The following is a 16,306-nucleotide window of genomic DNA, read 5'->3' on the forward strand; positions in this document are numbered from 1 at the left end:
ACTGATAAACAAAACACAAAAGGATGACAAATTATGTCTACATATAATTCCCATGATTGTGGCTGTGAATTCGAGTTTCCTATTAACTTGAAGGTTCCCGTAACAATTACTCCGATAGTGAAAATTCAATCCGTTCAACCTACGAGAGAAATATTAAATGTTAATCTCGAACCAAATATTCAGCTCAATCCATCAATAGGAGCAACTGAACCCACTTGTCTTTCTAAAAATGGGTATCACAAACACAAGTTATCCACTATAGAAGCAGGATAGGTTCTAACAAAACTATAGCTATTGCTAAGGTAGCTATCAACAAACCATTTTTTTACTAGCATTCAGTATTCAGCTAAAATTCGGGGGTTAAACTCCCCTATACAATTTTCAAACTGATTACTGATTGCTAATCTCTATTTTGGTCTAGATAAGAAAGTAAACTTTTTAATCAATTTTGTAGCAAATATTTATCTTGGTAACTAAATAAAATCTTAAAAAAATAGGTTTACTTATTTAACAATCGCTATTTTTTTTCTATATTAAAAATTAAAACAGAAAGTTTAACAAATCATTGGAGAAAATTTGATGCAAGTTGCACCCAAACCAGAAACAACAACAATTAATCATTCCCCACCAGAAACTATCACCCTTGATGTCAGTGGGATGAAATGTGCTGGATGTGTCAAAGCAGTGGAGCGTCAACTAACCCAACAAACAGGTGTTATCTCCGCTCGCGTCAACCTGGCAACCGAAGTCGCAACAGTTGAATGCGAAACAAACCAGATAGACCCAAATACCCTCGCCCAAAAACTTACAGATAATGGTTTCCCCACTCAACCACGTCTCGATACCTCCGAAACAGACGCCTCCAAAAAACAAACCGAACGTCATCGCCAAGAAATAAAACAACAAATATGGCGAATAGCGATCGCTTCTTTACTACTAATTTTCTCAGGTATCGGACATTTAGGTCACTTCCTTGGTGTAGAAATTCCCATTCTGGGAAATATTTGGTTTCATGCAGCATTAGCTACTCTAGCTCTATTATTACCAGGGCGAGAAATAATTATCGACGGCGCTCGGAGTATGTTACGCAACGCTCCCAATATGAATACTTTAGTTGGTTTAGGAGCTGTCACTGCTTATACTGCTAGTATTGTCGCTTTGTTATTTCCACAGTTGGGATGGGAATGCTTTTTTGACGAACCTGTAATGATCCTTGGTTTCATTCTCTTAGGTAAAACCCTGGAGCAACAAGCAAGATATCGAGCAGCATCTACCCTACATTCATTAATTGCACTCCAACCAGCAACTGCACGTTTAGTTCCTCCTCCTAACGGCGACAATAATTCTGCCGAGTCTTTAGAAATTCCTGCCTCACGGGTAAAAGTGGGAGAATATTTACAAGTATTGCCTGGGGAAAAATTTCCTGTGGATGGGGAAATATGTAATGGTAAAACTACTGTGGATGAGTCGATGCTTACTGGGGAGTCGATACCTGTAGTTAAAGAATTTGGTGCTAATGTGGCGGCGGGAACTATTAATAAGTCTAGTGCTATAGTTATCCAGGCAACTCGCACGGGTTCGGAAACTACATTAGCTCAAATTGTTAAATTAGTCGAAACTGCTCAAACTAGAAAAGCACCTATTCAAAATTTAGCAGATACGGTGGCAGGGTATTTTACTTATGGGGTAATGACTATTGCTTCTCTGACATTCTTATTCTGGTATTTTGTCGGCACTAATATTTGGTCTCACGTTTTGCAGACATCCAGTCACGACGGGATGATGATGACTCATTCTACTTCTCCCCTACTTTTGAGCTTGAAATTAGCGATCGCTGTTTTGGTTATTGCTTGTCCTTGTGCGTTAGGTTTGGCAACACCTACTGCCATATTAGTTGGTTCGGGTGTAGGAGCGCAAAGGGGTTTGTTAATTAAAGGTGGGGATGTATTGGAAAAGGTGCATGAGTTAGATACTATTGTCTTTGACAAAACTGGAACATTGACTACTGGTCATCCGACCGTCACCGATATTATTGGGGATAACCCAGAATGGTTGTTGCAGGTTGCTGCTACTGTAGAAAGTGGCGCGAGTCATCCTTTAGCAGAGGCAATTTTACAAAAAGCAGAGCAAGAGAATGTGGCGTTATTGCCAGCAACAGATTTTTATACTGAACCAGGTTTAGGAATATCTGCTGTTGTAGATGGTAAGGCAGCTTTAGTTGGTAACTGGGAATGGTTGAATAAACATCAAGTTATTGTCGAGCAAGAGAATATTCCCACTTTAATAGACAAAACAACAGTTTATGTAAGTGTGGATGGAGTGTTACTTGGAGTTATAGGAGTTAGTGATGCATTGCGGGATGATGCTCAAGCAACAGTTAAACTTCTGCAAAATATGGGTTTAAGAGTAATGTTATTGACAGGCGATCGCTCTTCTGTTGCCAAAACTATTGCGCAACAGTTAGGTTTAACTGCGGACGATGTTTTGTCAGAAGTACCACCAGAAGGTAAAGCTCAGGCGATCGCTACTTTACAGTCAAAAGGTGAGAAAGTGGGAATGGTAGGAGATGGTATTAATGATGCTCCTGCTTTAGCTCAAGCAGATGTGGGTATTGGGATGCAAGCAGGTACAGATGTGGCGGTGGAAACTGCGGATATTGTATTGATGCAGGATAAGTTAATGGATGTGGTGGAGTCTATTAAACTGAGTCGCACCACTTTCAACAAAATTCGTCAAAATCTGTTTTGGGCGTTTGCTTATAATATTGTTGGTATTCCTGTAGCTGCGGGGGTATTACTGCCGAGTTTAGGAATTATTCTTAGTCCGAGTGCTGCGGGTGCTTTGATGGCGTTTAGTTCGGTGAGTGTTGTGACTAACTCTTTGTTATTGCGTAGCACATTTCGTTGAAAGTAGACCACAGTACGAGCGTGACACACCTAAAATGTTGCAATAGTAGGGTCGGATTCCGCGTTAAATTAATGAGTCTAGGATTTACGCAGAAACGATATATATAGTGTTCAAAACTATAACGTTATAGTTTTTTTACTCTATATATAGTACCTTTGCGTAAGTTCTGGAGTTTTCACATTTAATCAGATAAACCCGCCCCCCAATGATATAATTCACTATCAGGATTTACGCAGAGACACTATATATAGCGTTATATAGCGTTCAAAAACTATAACGTTATAGATAGTGTTTAAGACTCAGAAGTAAGTCCTGACTATTAGATCTCTCCGGAAAAGAGGGAGTAGGGAGTAGGGAGTAGGGAGTAGGGGGAAAGAATTAATGATTTATGGACGATAATTGATTTGATTTTTAATCATCGGAGATGTATATTTTAAATGAAACGGTTTAGTGCTACTTAAACATTTTATGGTCGGAAAAATGCCTCAAAGTCTCTCTAGACAAGGGAATTACGTTGATGCCCTAAAAATGGCTAGAACCGTTGGTAATTAAGGATTTATACCTTTTTGACGTCAAAGCTTTTGCCCGTCTATATTTGACCCTGTTTTTTGAGTTTATTTTGTTTAAGTCCCGTTAGTAGGGATGTTTTATGGAACGTCTCTACAAGAATCTTCTATTTATTACTAATTATAGAAAAATACTATATAGCAACATAGCTCAAAATATTGATTAAAAATGAGTCGAAATATTCGCCTTTTTCCCTCCTATTCTCAAAGAGAAAATCAGACTACAAACCATTGTATGCTGATTCTCAAAATGCTTTATGAAGAAAATACCAAATTTTTATCGGAAGTTTTGAGTAAACTACTTGGTGAAAGCTTATCTGGAAAAGTTGGAGTTAAATTTACTCAACAAGGTAAGCATTCAGCTATTAGCATTCAGCTTTCAGCTTTCAGCTTTTGGTATTTTCGTAAAGAATAAAGCAACTAATAAGATTAGGAATGAGGATTTATTAACTTCCAGATTTTTTTGACAGAAGCATTTAAGTGGAATACTCCTAGCCAAAAATTGTGGATCTTATTTAATTCTCATTCCTTAGCTGATGACCTTTTTCGTGTCGGACTTTTAATTCTCCTTGAAGACTAATTCCTAACAAAATAATGAATTAATGGCTGATAGCTGATAGCTGACTGCTGAATGCTTACTCAACAAGTAAGAAGAAAACAAAGCATTCCTGATGGAGAAATTACTCAAGAACCTTTCTCTATTTTTATTGAAACTAAAAGGGGAAATAATTTTGATGAGGGACAATTATTACGTCATCTAGAAAACCTCAAACAAAAGCAAGGAGCAAAAGTTCTCATTGCTCTTGCTAATTATGAACAAGATGAACCTAACGACCAGGCTTTTTTGAATGTCAAAAAGATTGCTGAAGCTGATAAAATATTATTTTTACCCATTAGCTTTGAAGATTTTCTAGAGTCCATAAAACTGACAAATTTACCCAAAAATTTAGCCGATGCGATTAATTATTTAGAAGAGTATTTTAATGAATAAAATTTGTTACCTTCTTGGAAATATCGTCTAGATGTTGTGAATTGTGCTGGAACTTATGATGATGTTATCAAGCATAATCTATATGTTTGTACAGCAAAAGGTGGTCAGTATAATCATCGTCGTAGTCTTTATTTTGGAGTATATCGAAATAAACAAGTAGACCGGGTTGCTAAGATTGAAGCAGTTGTCGATCTTGAATCAGAAGATGAATATTCTATTAAGTGGAAAAACGTTGATAAATTGGATGAAGAATTAGTTAAAACTGCTATAATTCGTCGTAGTTATATTGATGATTCATGGTATCCAGCAAGAGTATTTTTATTAGCTGATTTACATCCGACTAATTTTCGCAAGACTACTCCTGGGGGTATGCAAAGCAGTAAACAATACTTTGATATTAGTAATTTGAATGTGAATGATGCTGCAGATTTAGCTGAAAAATTAAAAGGTAAAACTTGGGAAAAATATTAATAAAAATTCTCTACTTTAAATAGGGAGAAAAATATTCTCTCCAAACCCTATTATACCATTTATCAAAAACTTTTCTACATTTTATTGAGCAGCAGTAGTGGCGTGACACACCTAAAAATTTAGGTTGGGTTGAGGTAACGAAACCCAACAAAGCCTTATTGTTGTTGGGTTTCCTACGTCAACCCAACCTACGCTTATTGCACCATTTTAGTTGTGTCGGTCTAGTAGTAACGCACCGTTTTTAATAATTTAGATTTAGGTGCGTTACGTTATCACTAACAGCACCCTACTAACTCTATATTAATCATCTAATTTAAGCAGCTAACAGAGATTTTTTTTCTCCATAAACATAAGCAGTTTTAGTCATAGGATGAAAATTTATCCATTCCCATTGTTGCTGCAATGCTTTGAATAAACGATTTGTTCCTTGAATCATTGGCATGGGAAATTGTTCTAATTTTTTGGGAGATTCTAAGAGTCTTTTCGGGATACGATATTTAAGGGAAAATTCTGCAATTACTGGCAAATTTTCTGTCTGGTTTAAATACCAGAAACTTAAATCTGTTTTGACAATATGTTTATCTCCAAATTGTAAATTTCCAAGTTTTCTTACTACCTCATAAACTTGAAAATTATTGACTACCTCAATCGGAGTTTCATCAGGAATATCAAGAGATTTTAATCCAGGAAATAATTTCGCCACCTGTTTGATATTTTCAAAGTTCGGTTGCTTATTTTTCGTCACAGATATTGACTGAGAAAACTTACTTTGAAATGGTGGAATTATATCTTCCTCAAACTTAGTTTTACCCGGTTTAGTTGCCGATAAATCCTGCGAAGCTGACAAATAACGGTCTGGTTCACGATGTTTGAGAGTTACTTGATATTCTGGTTGGTCATATTTTTTTTCTTGCCTAATTCTCAGGATAAAACCATAATGGCGCAAATCAAAATTTGGCGTATCTAGGTAATAAGTTTGCCTAGATTTTTCTTCTATTTCTCTGCTAATAAATTTTCCCGAAAACTGTTGTGTTAATAACTCAACTAAATTACCAAATCTTTGTATCGTATGGTCACGGTCATAAAATTGATTAACGTTGAGAATAAGTTTATATTCTCTGGAATTAATTGCTTGGTTGCAGTTCTTCATCACTAATTTTTTATTGCATCTGTGTACGAGTTACGACAACCTGAAACTTATTGATTCAAGTTTTAAGTTTCAGGTTGTTTTTTAGCAGATGCAGCCCTGGGTTAATGAAGTTAGAAGTCAGAAATCAAAAGTCAGAATTTTTTTTCACCTTAAAAGGCGAGATTTTAAACCCCATTTTTGATAACTAAGAGTTAATAGCTGAAATAATGATGTTAACAGCAATTGTATTTATCCCTATTATTTATACCAATTTATTTCCAGAAATAATCCAACAAAAATGCCGAGCTAAAACCAAAAAGATTTATCTTTTAAAATCGGTACAAAATCAATATAATACTATACCCTTGCTCAAATTTTTCCTAAAAAATAGGAACGTTATTTTTCAAGATTTAAACTCCATACTTTCGGTGAAATTCCATCAATAGTAACTATCTATTGAGTAGTATTGCTTATATCAAACATTGCCCCTGAAAAATTTTAACTTTTGGCCAATAAGACCATACTATTTGAGTGAGAAGCTATTTCTTAGCTATTATAAACTTACATATTAATATGTGGCAATTTCAGAAAAAAACTTAAAAAAATATTTTTATTTATTATTTTTTCATTTATATTTTCTAGAAATCAGAATAATTTGGTTAACAAAATAGAAATTTGGTGGTGGTGCATTGTAATAGTCGTGCATTGTCATTATTTTTGTTACCAGAACAGTGGGAGCATCTTGCTCCCGTGCCAGACATTCCTTGTTCCTTGTATACCATTACTATGCATGACTACCAGAAATTTATTCGCAGGGGTTTGGTCACCAAACCCCTACAGTTACCTGAAAAATAAAATGACAAAATTATATAGCTAAGAAAGAATTGTTTAGGACAATTACTGATGATGAACCTTAGACTAGAAAATGTTTTTCCAACTGTTCCCTGTTCCCTATTCCCTGTTCCCTGCTATATCAAACATCAAAAAAAAATATTCTCCACCCTTGGAGAAATAAGGATGGAGAATATCGCAAATTGAGTCAAACAAATAAACTAAATCAATTTAACATCTGGATACTCAGCAATCATATCATCAGAAGTCAAAGTATCCCCACTTGCTTGAGGAGTCCACAAAACTTCAACAGCTAATAACTGCTCGCTAGAAATAGCACCCATTTGACTCAAAGCACGCCTTAAATCTTCTGTACTATTAATAGCTGGTAATATTAGCTTACCTTGAGTACCAACAATAAGAGTAACTACAATATATTCTCCTGGAGCTTCTGGTTTCTGAGTCACCAGTTCGCCATTAGTCTCACTAACTGGCAAAGAAGTTTGAGCATCTTTAGAGATTAATTGATTATTGTAGTTAGAAAGAGTTTCCTCAGAAAACTTACTACGTTCAGTCAGAGCATACTGATTAAATTTTGCCTCTGCGGAGTCTAACCTTGCTTGTTCACTTTGGGCAGCACCATAACTCCAATATTCAGGATGACGTAATAAAGATAATGTTGTCTCTTGAAGAACTTGTACTCTACCAGCAGCAGAACCAGTATCAGCATTTTCAGCTATTCTATCGAGGTCTATTTGTAAACTTCTAGCTTCTGCCAATAAACCAACTTGTACACGAGCAACAGAAACAGTCGGGTTATCACTATAGTTCTCAAACTCATCTCTTTCAGTTGCTCTGCGGAAACTACTAACTAAGAAATTAGCGATCGCGATAAAAATCAAAATTGTAAATAGACTACCAAACCCACCGAAACCAAAGAAAGGTATCAAGAAGGGAAAACCAAAACCACCCCCTCGATAGTAACCACCTCCGGGAGTGCGAGTAGGTGAAGTATAGGTACGACTAGGCATTCTAAATGACCCACCGCCCATGCGACCCCCGCTACGAGCGGCCATTGCTGCATCAGCTTGACTGAAAACTAAGGTTAGAACTAACCCAATGACAAAAAATGATTTGAGAATGCCTTTAATGTTGGAAAACAGTTTTTTAATCATAAGTAATCATTAATTATTGCTATACATCTTCAATTTACCGCTTTGTATCTAGACTGTGCAGTTAAATCTTGTTGTTTAAGGATTGGGATATCCCTACTTGTCTACTAGAACATCAAATTTTAAAATTTGAATGTTGTATTATGGCTTAATTTTTGCCTATCTATAGCGCTATAGTTTTGGTAATGTATCTCAAGTTTATGCCAAATTTCCAAGATATACAGGACTACCTCTATTTGCTGTAAGGGTTTGGAGTCAGGGTTTGGAGACCAAACCCCTACTAACCTGATGTCTTAATTAAGATAGCAACTGCTAAAAATCTAGATTATCCTAGAGAGCCTCTCCGTTGTATGATGGGTTAATCTTTGCCTATCTATAGCGCTATAGTTTTGATAATGTATCTAAATTTATGCCAAATTTCCCAAATACAGCGTATTTCAGGTTTATGAGGTACAGCAAAAATAGGGTAGTATAACAGTTTTTAAAATGGTGGGAATTTATGAAATTAAGGACTGTACCTCATTTACTTGCAATCTGCTTTATATAGGACTTAAAAATCTATTTGCTGTAAGGGTTTAGAGTCAGGGTTTGGAGACCAAACCCCTACTAACCTGGTGTATTAATTTAAGATAGCACCTGCTAAAAATCTAGATTATCCTAGAGAGCCTCTCCGTTGTATGATGAGTTAATCTTTGCCTATCTATAGCGCTATAGTTTTGGTAATGTATCTCAAGTTTATGCCAAATTTCCCAAATATATAGGACTGGCAAATCTATTTGCTATTTGCTGTTAGTAAGAGTTGGCAGACCAAACCCCCCACTCAACTTCTGACTTCTGACTTCTAACTTCATTCAATACCGCCTCCAACAATAGTAACTATTTCCAACTTATCCCCTGGCTGCATTTCCGTTTTGTCCCAAAATTGTCTATGTAGAATCTCCCCATTATATTCTACAGCTACCAAACGGGGATTTAATCCCAACTCTTCTAAGAAATTTGGTAGGAGTGTCTTGGGTAAACAAGTACGAGTTTCTCCGTTAACTTTAAGTGTAATTTGATTTGACATTAGACATCTCGAATAATAAAAAATAAAACCAATTATCCAACTAGATACATCAACTCTTTCTTCCAACGTTGCTGAATCAAAAGATGAATCTTTGCAGACAAGGTAAACCCATCTTTATGCTTACTCTTTATCTAAAAAAAAATTCATCCCACACTCCCCACACCCCCCCTACTCCCTACTCCCTCTTTTGTAGCCTAGACTTTTTCTGGTAATATATTATTAGAACGTAGAGTTTGATAACGATTTAGTTGAGACAGAAAATATTGAGTTACCAAAGTTGGTTGCTCTGCTTGCATAATTGCCCTAACTACAGATACACGTTCCGCACCAGAAGATAGAACTTCATCACAGTTTTGCATATCAATTCCACCAATAGCAAACCAAGGAATGGGGCAATTATTCACAGCATAATTAACATATTCTAAACCTGCTGCTGGTTTATCTGATTTAGTAGGAGTTTCATATACTGGTCCTACTCCAATATAATCTGCTTCCTCCTGAATTGCCCGCTTCATCTCTTCTCGGTTTGTAGTAGAACGACCTACGAGCTTCTGAGGGCCAAGTAATTGTCTGGCAAGATTAATAGGTATATCATCTTGTCCCAGATGAACTCCATCTGCATCAGTGGCGATCGCTAAGTCTACTCGGTCATTAACAATAAATAGAGCGCCGTAGCGACGACAAATTTGACAAAGTTTTTGTGCTTCTGTCAATTTTGTGATGTCATCTGCTGTTTTATTTCGGTATTGGACAAGAGTTAATCCTCCCTGAAGAGCAGCTTCTACTATATCGGTTAATCTTTCTTGAGGTGAGGTGACGAGATACAAGTAAGAGTTTTGCAGTTGTTGATTTCTTTGATAAGCGAGAAGCCCACTTTCGATAGTATAAACTCGGTAACGTATTTGTTTACAAGCAGAAGCCATCTGGGAATTATAGATTTTTCCATATTCTTCTAGAACTCTGAGTGCTTCTTCTAAACGACAGAAGTTAACTTGCAGTAGTTGTTGAACATCTGAGCGGTGTTCTTCCTGTGGATGAGTCAATTCTGTACCAGGGTCGCCGGGGGTATTGCGGGACATTCTCAGTTCTGTGCCATGCCAACTCCCAATCTCTTGACGTAATTTTTTACACTCATTGGCCAAGTTAATACTATTGAGGCCAAAGCGACACCATTCTTCAATAATTCTCAGTCCTTCCCGCGCCCTATCTAAGTTAGCATCTAAAATTCGACGAACGGCAGGCTGCACATTCTTATCCCAATTATATTTATCGCCCATAAAAATTATCCTATAAATTTTAATCGTACCTTGTCAAAATAACTATAATCTTGCCCTTTCAAATATCTGAGGGGCAGACTAAGACAAATTTTGCTACTAAGCTACTAATATAGATTTTTTTATAGTATAATATTGCCTGCAATATAGAAATTAAATAGTAGTCGTTAACTAGGAGCAATTCGGAGTTAATCTTAGCAATTGGTTCACTAACTACACCAGGTGCTGTTACCTATAAGCTATCTCCTTTTTTATATTTCCTTGACAAACAATCTTTTAACAATAGTTAAGATAATTTTTGAAATATTTTAGTCAGTATTATGACGACAGGGCAAAACCTAAAGTATAGTTAGGCTATTTTAATAGAAAATCCTGACTATAATAGCTATAAATTTTTGTTAGATTAATTGTTTATACTATCGCGCTTCAGTAGTAATAAAATTTTGATTAGTACCTATTTAATAAATGTTTTCTACAAATAAATTTTAGGTAGTAAGTAAATCTTTATGTTCTAGGATAGGAAATTAAGTTTCCCGCTATCCGAGCGTCTTATTTGGTAAGCATTCAGCTATTAGCAGTCAGCTATCACCAATTAGATATCTCCCTTTAAAGGGAGGTTGAAATTAATACTTCTCAGAGTTAAGGGAGCCTATGATTGGCGGTAACTTTTAATTCTCTCTAAATTCAATAGCTGTTAATGTAGTTCTTCCGCAGGAGACTGGCTAATAGCTGACGGCTGTTTGCGTAGCATTTCGTAGGAAATGCTTACGCTATTTGTAACATTTTTTTTTCATGCTTTGGTTCAGGATGACTACCTCAAAAAAATCTAGTATACTATTTATTTTTTGATAATTTCGATGATTAAAAAATCCATTCAGGTCAAAAAATCAATCTATGACAAGAAAAATCAATTAATGAAATTTAAACGGAAAAAAGTATTATTAGGAATAAGTATTGCTGTCTTTTTTGTTGGCGCTACACTCAATTATTTAACTGATAATTTACTGATTTATCAGGTAAGAGAAATATTTTTGGCATCTAGTCAAGATATTAATACAGCAGATGCAAAAGGAAATACACAATTACATAATGCTATTCAGGATAATGAGTCTGAAGTAATAGATATATTAATTGCTAATGGCGCTCAGGTTAATGTGAAAAATAACAATGATAATACTCCACTACATTATGCAAGTAAAAGCCAGGAAATAACAGCTTTACTTGTTAATAAAGGAGCAGATGTTAACGCTAAAAATAATCAAGGTATTACTCCTCTACATAATGCTCGTCGGCGAGGAGTAGCTGAAATATTAATTACTCATGGAGCGGATATAAATGCTCAAGATAAAAAAGGTAAAACTCCTCTACATTATCTAGTGACCAACGATAGTCAATCAGCAGCAGAATTATTAATTTATCGAGGAGCAAATATTAATGCTAAAGATAATAATAATCAGACTCCTTTGGATTATGTGCGAAGTCAAGAGATGGCAAAATTAATGATTAGTCGTGGAGCAAAGTTTGGTGATTCAGATGTTAGTGTTAATTCTGGTAAATATAGTTTATTACATGAAGCTGTAGCACTGGGAAACAAAAATTTAATTGACCTACTAATTGCTAATGGTGCGAATGTAAATATTCAAGATGAAGATGGAAATACACCTCTACATTATGGCAAAGATGATCGGGAAATAACCCAATTATTAATTGCTAATGGAGCTGATATTAACGCTAAAAATCAAGAAGGCAATACTTGCCTACATCAAACAGAAAATCCAAAAATTGCTCAATTATTAATTGCTAATGGAGCTGATATTAACGCTAAAAATAAATGGGGATTTACTCCTATTTTTACTACATCTAAATCTGTGGCAAAACTGCTATTTACTCAAGGTGCTGATTTAAAGGCAACAATAGTAAATGCTAAGGATGCTGATGGTAGTACCCCATTACATTATGCTAAGTTGACTAAATTAACTGTAGTTTTAATTGGGGATGGAGCAGATGTTAATGCTAGAGATAATTATGGTGAAACACCTTTACATTATGCTAGAGATAATCAAGATGTGGCTGCAATTTTAATCGCTAATGGAGCAAATGTGAATATCAAAAATAATTATGGTGAAACTCCCTTACATAAAGTAAATAACCAGAAAGTAGCTGCTTTGTTAATTTCTCATGGAGCAAATGTGAATGTCAAAAATAATTATGGTGAAACTCCCCTAAATAGTATCGACAATCAGGCAATAGTAGAGTTTCTTAAAAGTCAAATGCGTGGAGATAGAAAATAATTTTGGGTATAATGCTACGCCCAAGGCAAAAGTCACTGATGCAAAACTCAAAAATCATCTATGTCCTTTGCATTTATTAAGAACAAAATGGGTGGGAAGACTAAATAATTTCGGGTAATTGCAAAGTTCCATTTATATCTCTAAAAATAAGTTTTGCTAGATACATTAAGACTTAGATCGTGGTCGTTTAATTAGGGCTGTAACTCCGTTCGGTTTACACGATCAAAAAGTTTTTCCTCCTTTTCCTTTTGATTTTTATATGTACAACGTTTACTATACTTTCGATCTCCCCCCTCCTGAGTATTCTCGAATTATCTATAAACTGGTCAAGCGGATATAATATTACCCATTATCTTTAAAGAATCAAATTATCTTTACAAAAATTTGAATCTTTGTTCAAAACACCCCATAATAAGGGAATAGCAGAAAATAAATTATCCCAATTTTTGTACTCTATCGTTATTGGTTACTCCCTATTCCCTTACTTTTTCAATTTCTTCCCTACTTCCTACTCCCTACTCCCTTATTTTCATAGCTAATGGGATAATTTTTTATTTGGAAGTCCCTAAAAGATACTTGACAAAATATAATAACTAAATTGTATGTCACTGTTTCCTAGGAGGAAAGCCGTGAACCAAATATTTATCCTTTTTTCGCAGAAAAATAATCAAACAAATTTACTTCGGAAAACCTACTGTTTATCACCTCTTTTAGCTACAGCATTACTGGGGTTATTTACTTCTACAAGTCTGGCAGTACCATTTGCACAACAAGTGGCCCAATCTCCAGAGACTCAAGCTAATTATCAGATGAATTTGCTTTATGTTAGTTCCTCCATTGGTAAAGACTTTGGAGATGGTACTAAAACTGCTCCTTTGAAAACTATTACTTATGCTCTGAAAATCGCTCAACCTAACACAACAATTTTACTTGCGCCGGGAACTTATAGCAGACAAACCGGTGAAGTTTTTCCTTTGATTTTACAGCCAAAAATTACTATTAAAGGTAACTCTTTCAACAATGGTAAAAATGTTTTAATTCAAGGTGGCGGTAATTTTAATAGTCCGACTGTAAAACAAAAAAATATTACAATCGTAGCTGCTAATAACTCAACTTTAAATGGTGTAACAATCACAAATCCCAATCTTCAAGGTTATGGTTTATGGATAGAATCTAGTGGCTGTCTTATTAGTAAAAATACTTTTACTGGTAATCGTCTAAATGGAATTTCTATGGTGGGTAGTAATATAGGAATTATTCAGGAAAATAGTTTCTATAACAATGGCGGAAGTGGCATAACAATTTCTGATAATTCTCAGCCAGAAATTAGAGATAATTTGTTTCAAAATACAGGTGTGGGAATTAAAATTTCTGATGATGCTGCTCCACAAATAATAGGAAATCGTCTAATTGAAAATGAAAATGGGATTATCATTCAAGGAAATGCACGGCCAATTTTGCGCGGTAATTATATAGAGAGTAATAGAGAAAATGGAGTAGCAGCGATCGCCCGATCCCTACCAGATTTGGGTAACTCTCAAGAACCTGGACGTAATACTATTCGTAATAATGGTAGGTATGATATTTATTCTGTAGTCAAAGGTAAAACTATTCCTGCTTATGGGAATTCTTTAGAGGGCGATCATAATTATGGCAATATTGACATTGCAGGAAAAATTCCTCCTCCCCCAAGAGTTGCTCCTCTGAAGAATATTCCAACTACACCAACTGTAAGTCAGGCAAAAAGGGAGTCTGAACAGGAGGAAGTAGTTATGGAAACTGCATCTATTCAGGAAGACACTCAGGTAAAGGCAAAAGAATCAAATTTTTCACCCTCAACAGAAAAACCAGGGGAGCGGAGCATATCTAGTAGTATTATTTCCCGACCAAGACCACAAAATTCAACCACAGAAATGATTCTGATCCCTGTACCACCTCCAGAAACCCGGAGAGGATCTAGAGGATCTAGGGGAAATTCCTACAAACAACCTAGTGGTCAGGGAAATTTACAAAGACTACTACAAACTAATCCTAACTATCAGAATACACAAGCAATTGAAATACCAGTATCCCCACCAGAGTCAGGGGGAAGAACTTTAGAAAGGTTGCGAAATTTACCCCCTAGAAGCACTACCCCAAGGTTTGGAGGTAACAGACCAGTTGCTTCTCCTGGTTTATTACCTGTTCCGACAGCAAATATTCCCCTTGGTCGTGGAGGTTATGTACCACCCGGTATTGCCAGAAATCAAAATCCTAATCCTTGGTCTAGACTATCTTTAAGATCTAATTCTCGAAGTCGTGCAGCAGCTTTGGGTCTACGTTATCGGGTAGTTGTAGATGTAAATAATCTTTCTCAGCAGTATAAGTTGCGATCGCTTGTACCAGATGCTTTTTCTACTAATATTAATGGTAATTCTGTAATGCAAGCAGGAGCTTTTCGGAGTCGTCTTGAAGCAGATCAACTATTAAGAACTTTGCAGAATAATGGTTTGAATGCTGAAATTATACCCGTACAATAAGACTCAGAAAATTTAATCGGTAGTTCATTATTCATTAGACATAGGCGTGAAAAAGATATAGACTTTTTGCGCATAGTAAGCAACAGGCAACAGGTAACAGGTAACAGAGAAGAGATTTTTAGGAAAAAAGTACGAAAAATGAAAGTGAAGTAACTTTTACTTCTCTTGCTGGTGTTGCTGAAGTAAGGTATGAAATTCCTAAATTTATAATTTGATTTTCAGACTTATTTCCCCTCGTTCCTGGCGCGGAAAAAGCTCCTTTCTAACTCTACGCCTCCTAACTCCTGTAAAATCATACTTTTATTCACCAACGCCATCTTGTTTATTTTATTGATATATTTATTTAGATTTTTGTACATGGCAATATTACTTTAACATTTGTACCAACTCCTTCTCTACTATCAATGCTAATATACCCACCATGTAAATCAACTGCTTTTTTAACTATAGATAAACCCAATCCTGTTCCATTAATAACGCCTACATTTGATGCTCATTCAAACTGTTTAAATAGTTGGTCTCGATCTGCTCCTGGTATCCCAATTCCTCGATGGGAAATGCGGAAAGTAATTTATTATAATGCTCCAAATACTTCTAGAGTTATATTATTGCCGTTTGGAGAATATTTAATAGCATGAGATAATAAATTATTGAGAATATGATGTATAGCAATCCTAAATTGCTCGTAACAAGTTTTATAGTAGTTAATTTGAGCTGAAAATCTTGAAAATTCTGTACGTCGCCAATCCGACGGCTCCCCTACCTGACTCCTGACTCCTGACTCCTAACTGCCACAAAAATATTACAACCTAAATAGGATTGCTATAGCAACTTTTCATCTAGATATAAATCCTCTAGTTTACCTTGGCTGATAAAAGTCAATTTATGTTTTCCGGGTGCATTTATTTGCATATTTTAAATGAGTTGATTACACAAAATAATTACGTCCATTGATGTCGGCTTAAATTTTAATTTACCTGACTCTACTCTACTCAAAATCAATATTTATTCTAATAACTTATTCATATTTTTAATACTAGAATAAATCCGGTTTATCTGCCTTTGATTTTTTGATTCCTAAAATCTACC

General features: G+C 35.5%; 12 protein-coding genes. 7 read left to right on the forward strand and 5 right to left on the reverse strand.

Annotation, left to right across the window (positions count from 1 at the left end; translation table 11 throughout):
- Positions 1-33: 33 nt before the first annotated feature.
- The 5 genes from ACP6PM_RS14565 to ACP6PM_RS14585 all read left to right on the forward strand — a co-directional run bounded on the left by ACP6PM_RS14565 (position 34) and on the right by ACP6PM_RS14585 (position 4,935).
- A complete protein-coding gene (locus ACP6PM_RS14565) occupies positions 34-273 on the forward strand; it encodes a hypothetical protein (RefSeq protein WP_426585763.1) in 240 nt (79 codons plus the stop codon).
- A 306-nt stretch (positions 274-579) separates the two neighbouring features.
- The gene (locus ACP6PM_RS14570; protein WP_426585765.1) at positions 580-2,907 is read left to right on the forward strand and encodes a heavy metal translocating P-type ATPase; all 2,328 of its coding nucleotides are present in this window, start codon (positions 580-582) and stop codon (positions 2,905-2,907) included.
- 735 nt (positions 2,908-3,642) lie between these two features.
- Positions 3,643-3,888: a hypothetical protein gene (locus tag ACP6PM_RS14575; protein ID WP_426585767.1), complete on the forward strand. Its 246-nt coding sequence runs from the start codon at positions 3,643-3,645 to the stop codon at positions 3,886-3,888.
- A 216-nt stretch (positions 3,889-4,104) separates the two neighbouring features.
- Positions 4,105-4,464, forward strand: coding sequence for a hypothetical protein (locus ACP6PM_RS14580; protein ID WP_426585769.1), 360 nt, complete (start codon positions 4,105-4,107; stop codon positions 4,462-4,464).
- A 3-nt stretch (positions 4,465-4,467) separates the two neighbouring features.
- Entirely contained in the window at positions 4,468-4,935 is a 468-nt protein-coding gene (locus tag ACP6PM_RS14585; RefSeq protein ID WP_426585771.1) for a hypothetical protein, read from the forward strand.
- Between the two features lie 313 nt (positions 4,936-5,248).
- Here ACP6PM_RS14585 and ACP6PM_RS14590 read toward each other — a convergent pair whose 3' ends face one another.
- From ACP6PM_RS14590 to ACP6PM_RS14605, 4 genes are all read right to left on the reverse strand, one after another.
- Positions 5,249-6,085, reverse strand: a complete 837-nt coding sequence (locus tag ACP6PM_RS14590; protein WP_426585773.1) for a CYTH domain-containing protein — start codon at positions 6,083-6,085, stop codon at positions 5,249-5,251.
- A 1,031-nt stretch (positions 6,086-7,116) separates the two neighbouring features.
- The gene (locus tag ACP6PM_RS14595) at positions 7,117-8,070 is read right to left on the reverse strand and encodes a DUF1517 domain-containing protein (RefSeq protein ID WP_426585775.1); all 954 of its coding nucleotides are present in this window, start codon (positions 8,068-8,070) and stop codon (positions 7,117-7,119) included.
- An 844-nt stretch (positions 8,071-8,914) separates the two neighbouring features.
- A complete protein-coding gene (gene thiS, locus ACP6PM_RS14600) occupies positions 8,915-9,133 on the reverse strand; it encodes a sulfur carrier protein ThiS (RefSeq protein WP_426585777.1) in 219 nt (72 codons plus the stop codon).
- Between the two features lie 194 nt (positions 9,134-9,327).
- Positions 9,328-10,410: a thiamine phosphate synthase gene (locus ACP6PM_RS14605; protein WP_426585779.1), complete on the reverse strand. Its 1,083-nt coding sequence runs from the start codon at positions 10,408-10,410 to the stop codon at positions 9,328-9,330.
- Positions 10,411-11,264: 854 nt separating this feature from the next.
- On the opposite strand from ACP6PM_RS14605, the gene ACP6PM_RS14610 reads away from it, so the two are divergent.
- Positions 11,265-12,698 carry an ankyrin repeat domain-containing protein gene (locus ACP6PM_RS14610; protein WP_426585781.1) on the forward strand — a complete coding sequence of 478 codons (1,434 nt, stop codon included), beginning with the start codon at positions 11,265-11,267 and terminating at the stop codon, positions 12,696-12,698.
- Positions 12,699-13,327: 629 nt separating this feature from the next.
- Entirely contained in the window at positions 13,328-15,217 is a 1,890-nt protein-coding gene (locus tag ACP6PM_RS14615; protein WP_426585782.1) for a DUF1565 domain-containing protein, read from the forward strand.
- 343 nt (positions 15,218-15,560) lie between these two features.
- Here the strand turns inward: ACP6PM_RS14615 and ACP6PM_RS14620 are convergent, their stop codons facing one another.
- The gene (locus ACP6PM_RS14620; RefSeq protein ID WP_426585784.1) at positions 15,561-15,677 is read right to left on the reverse strand and encodes an ATP-binding protein; all 117 of its coding nucleotides are present in this window, start codon (positions 15,675-15,677) and stop codon (positions 15,561-15,563) included.
- Positions 15,678-16,306 lie beyond the last annotated feature (629 nt).

The sequence above is a fragment of the Dapis brunnea BLCC-M229 genome, from assembly GCF_050015995.1.
In the GTDB taxonomy this organism is placed as follows: Bacteria; Cyanobacteriota; Cyanobacteriia; order Cyanobacteriales; family Microcoleaceae; genus Trichodesmium.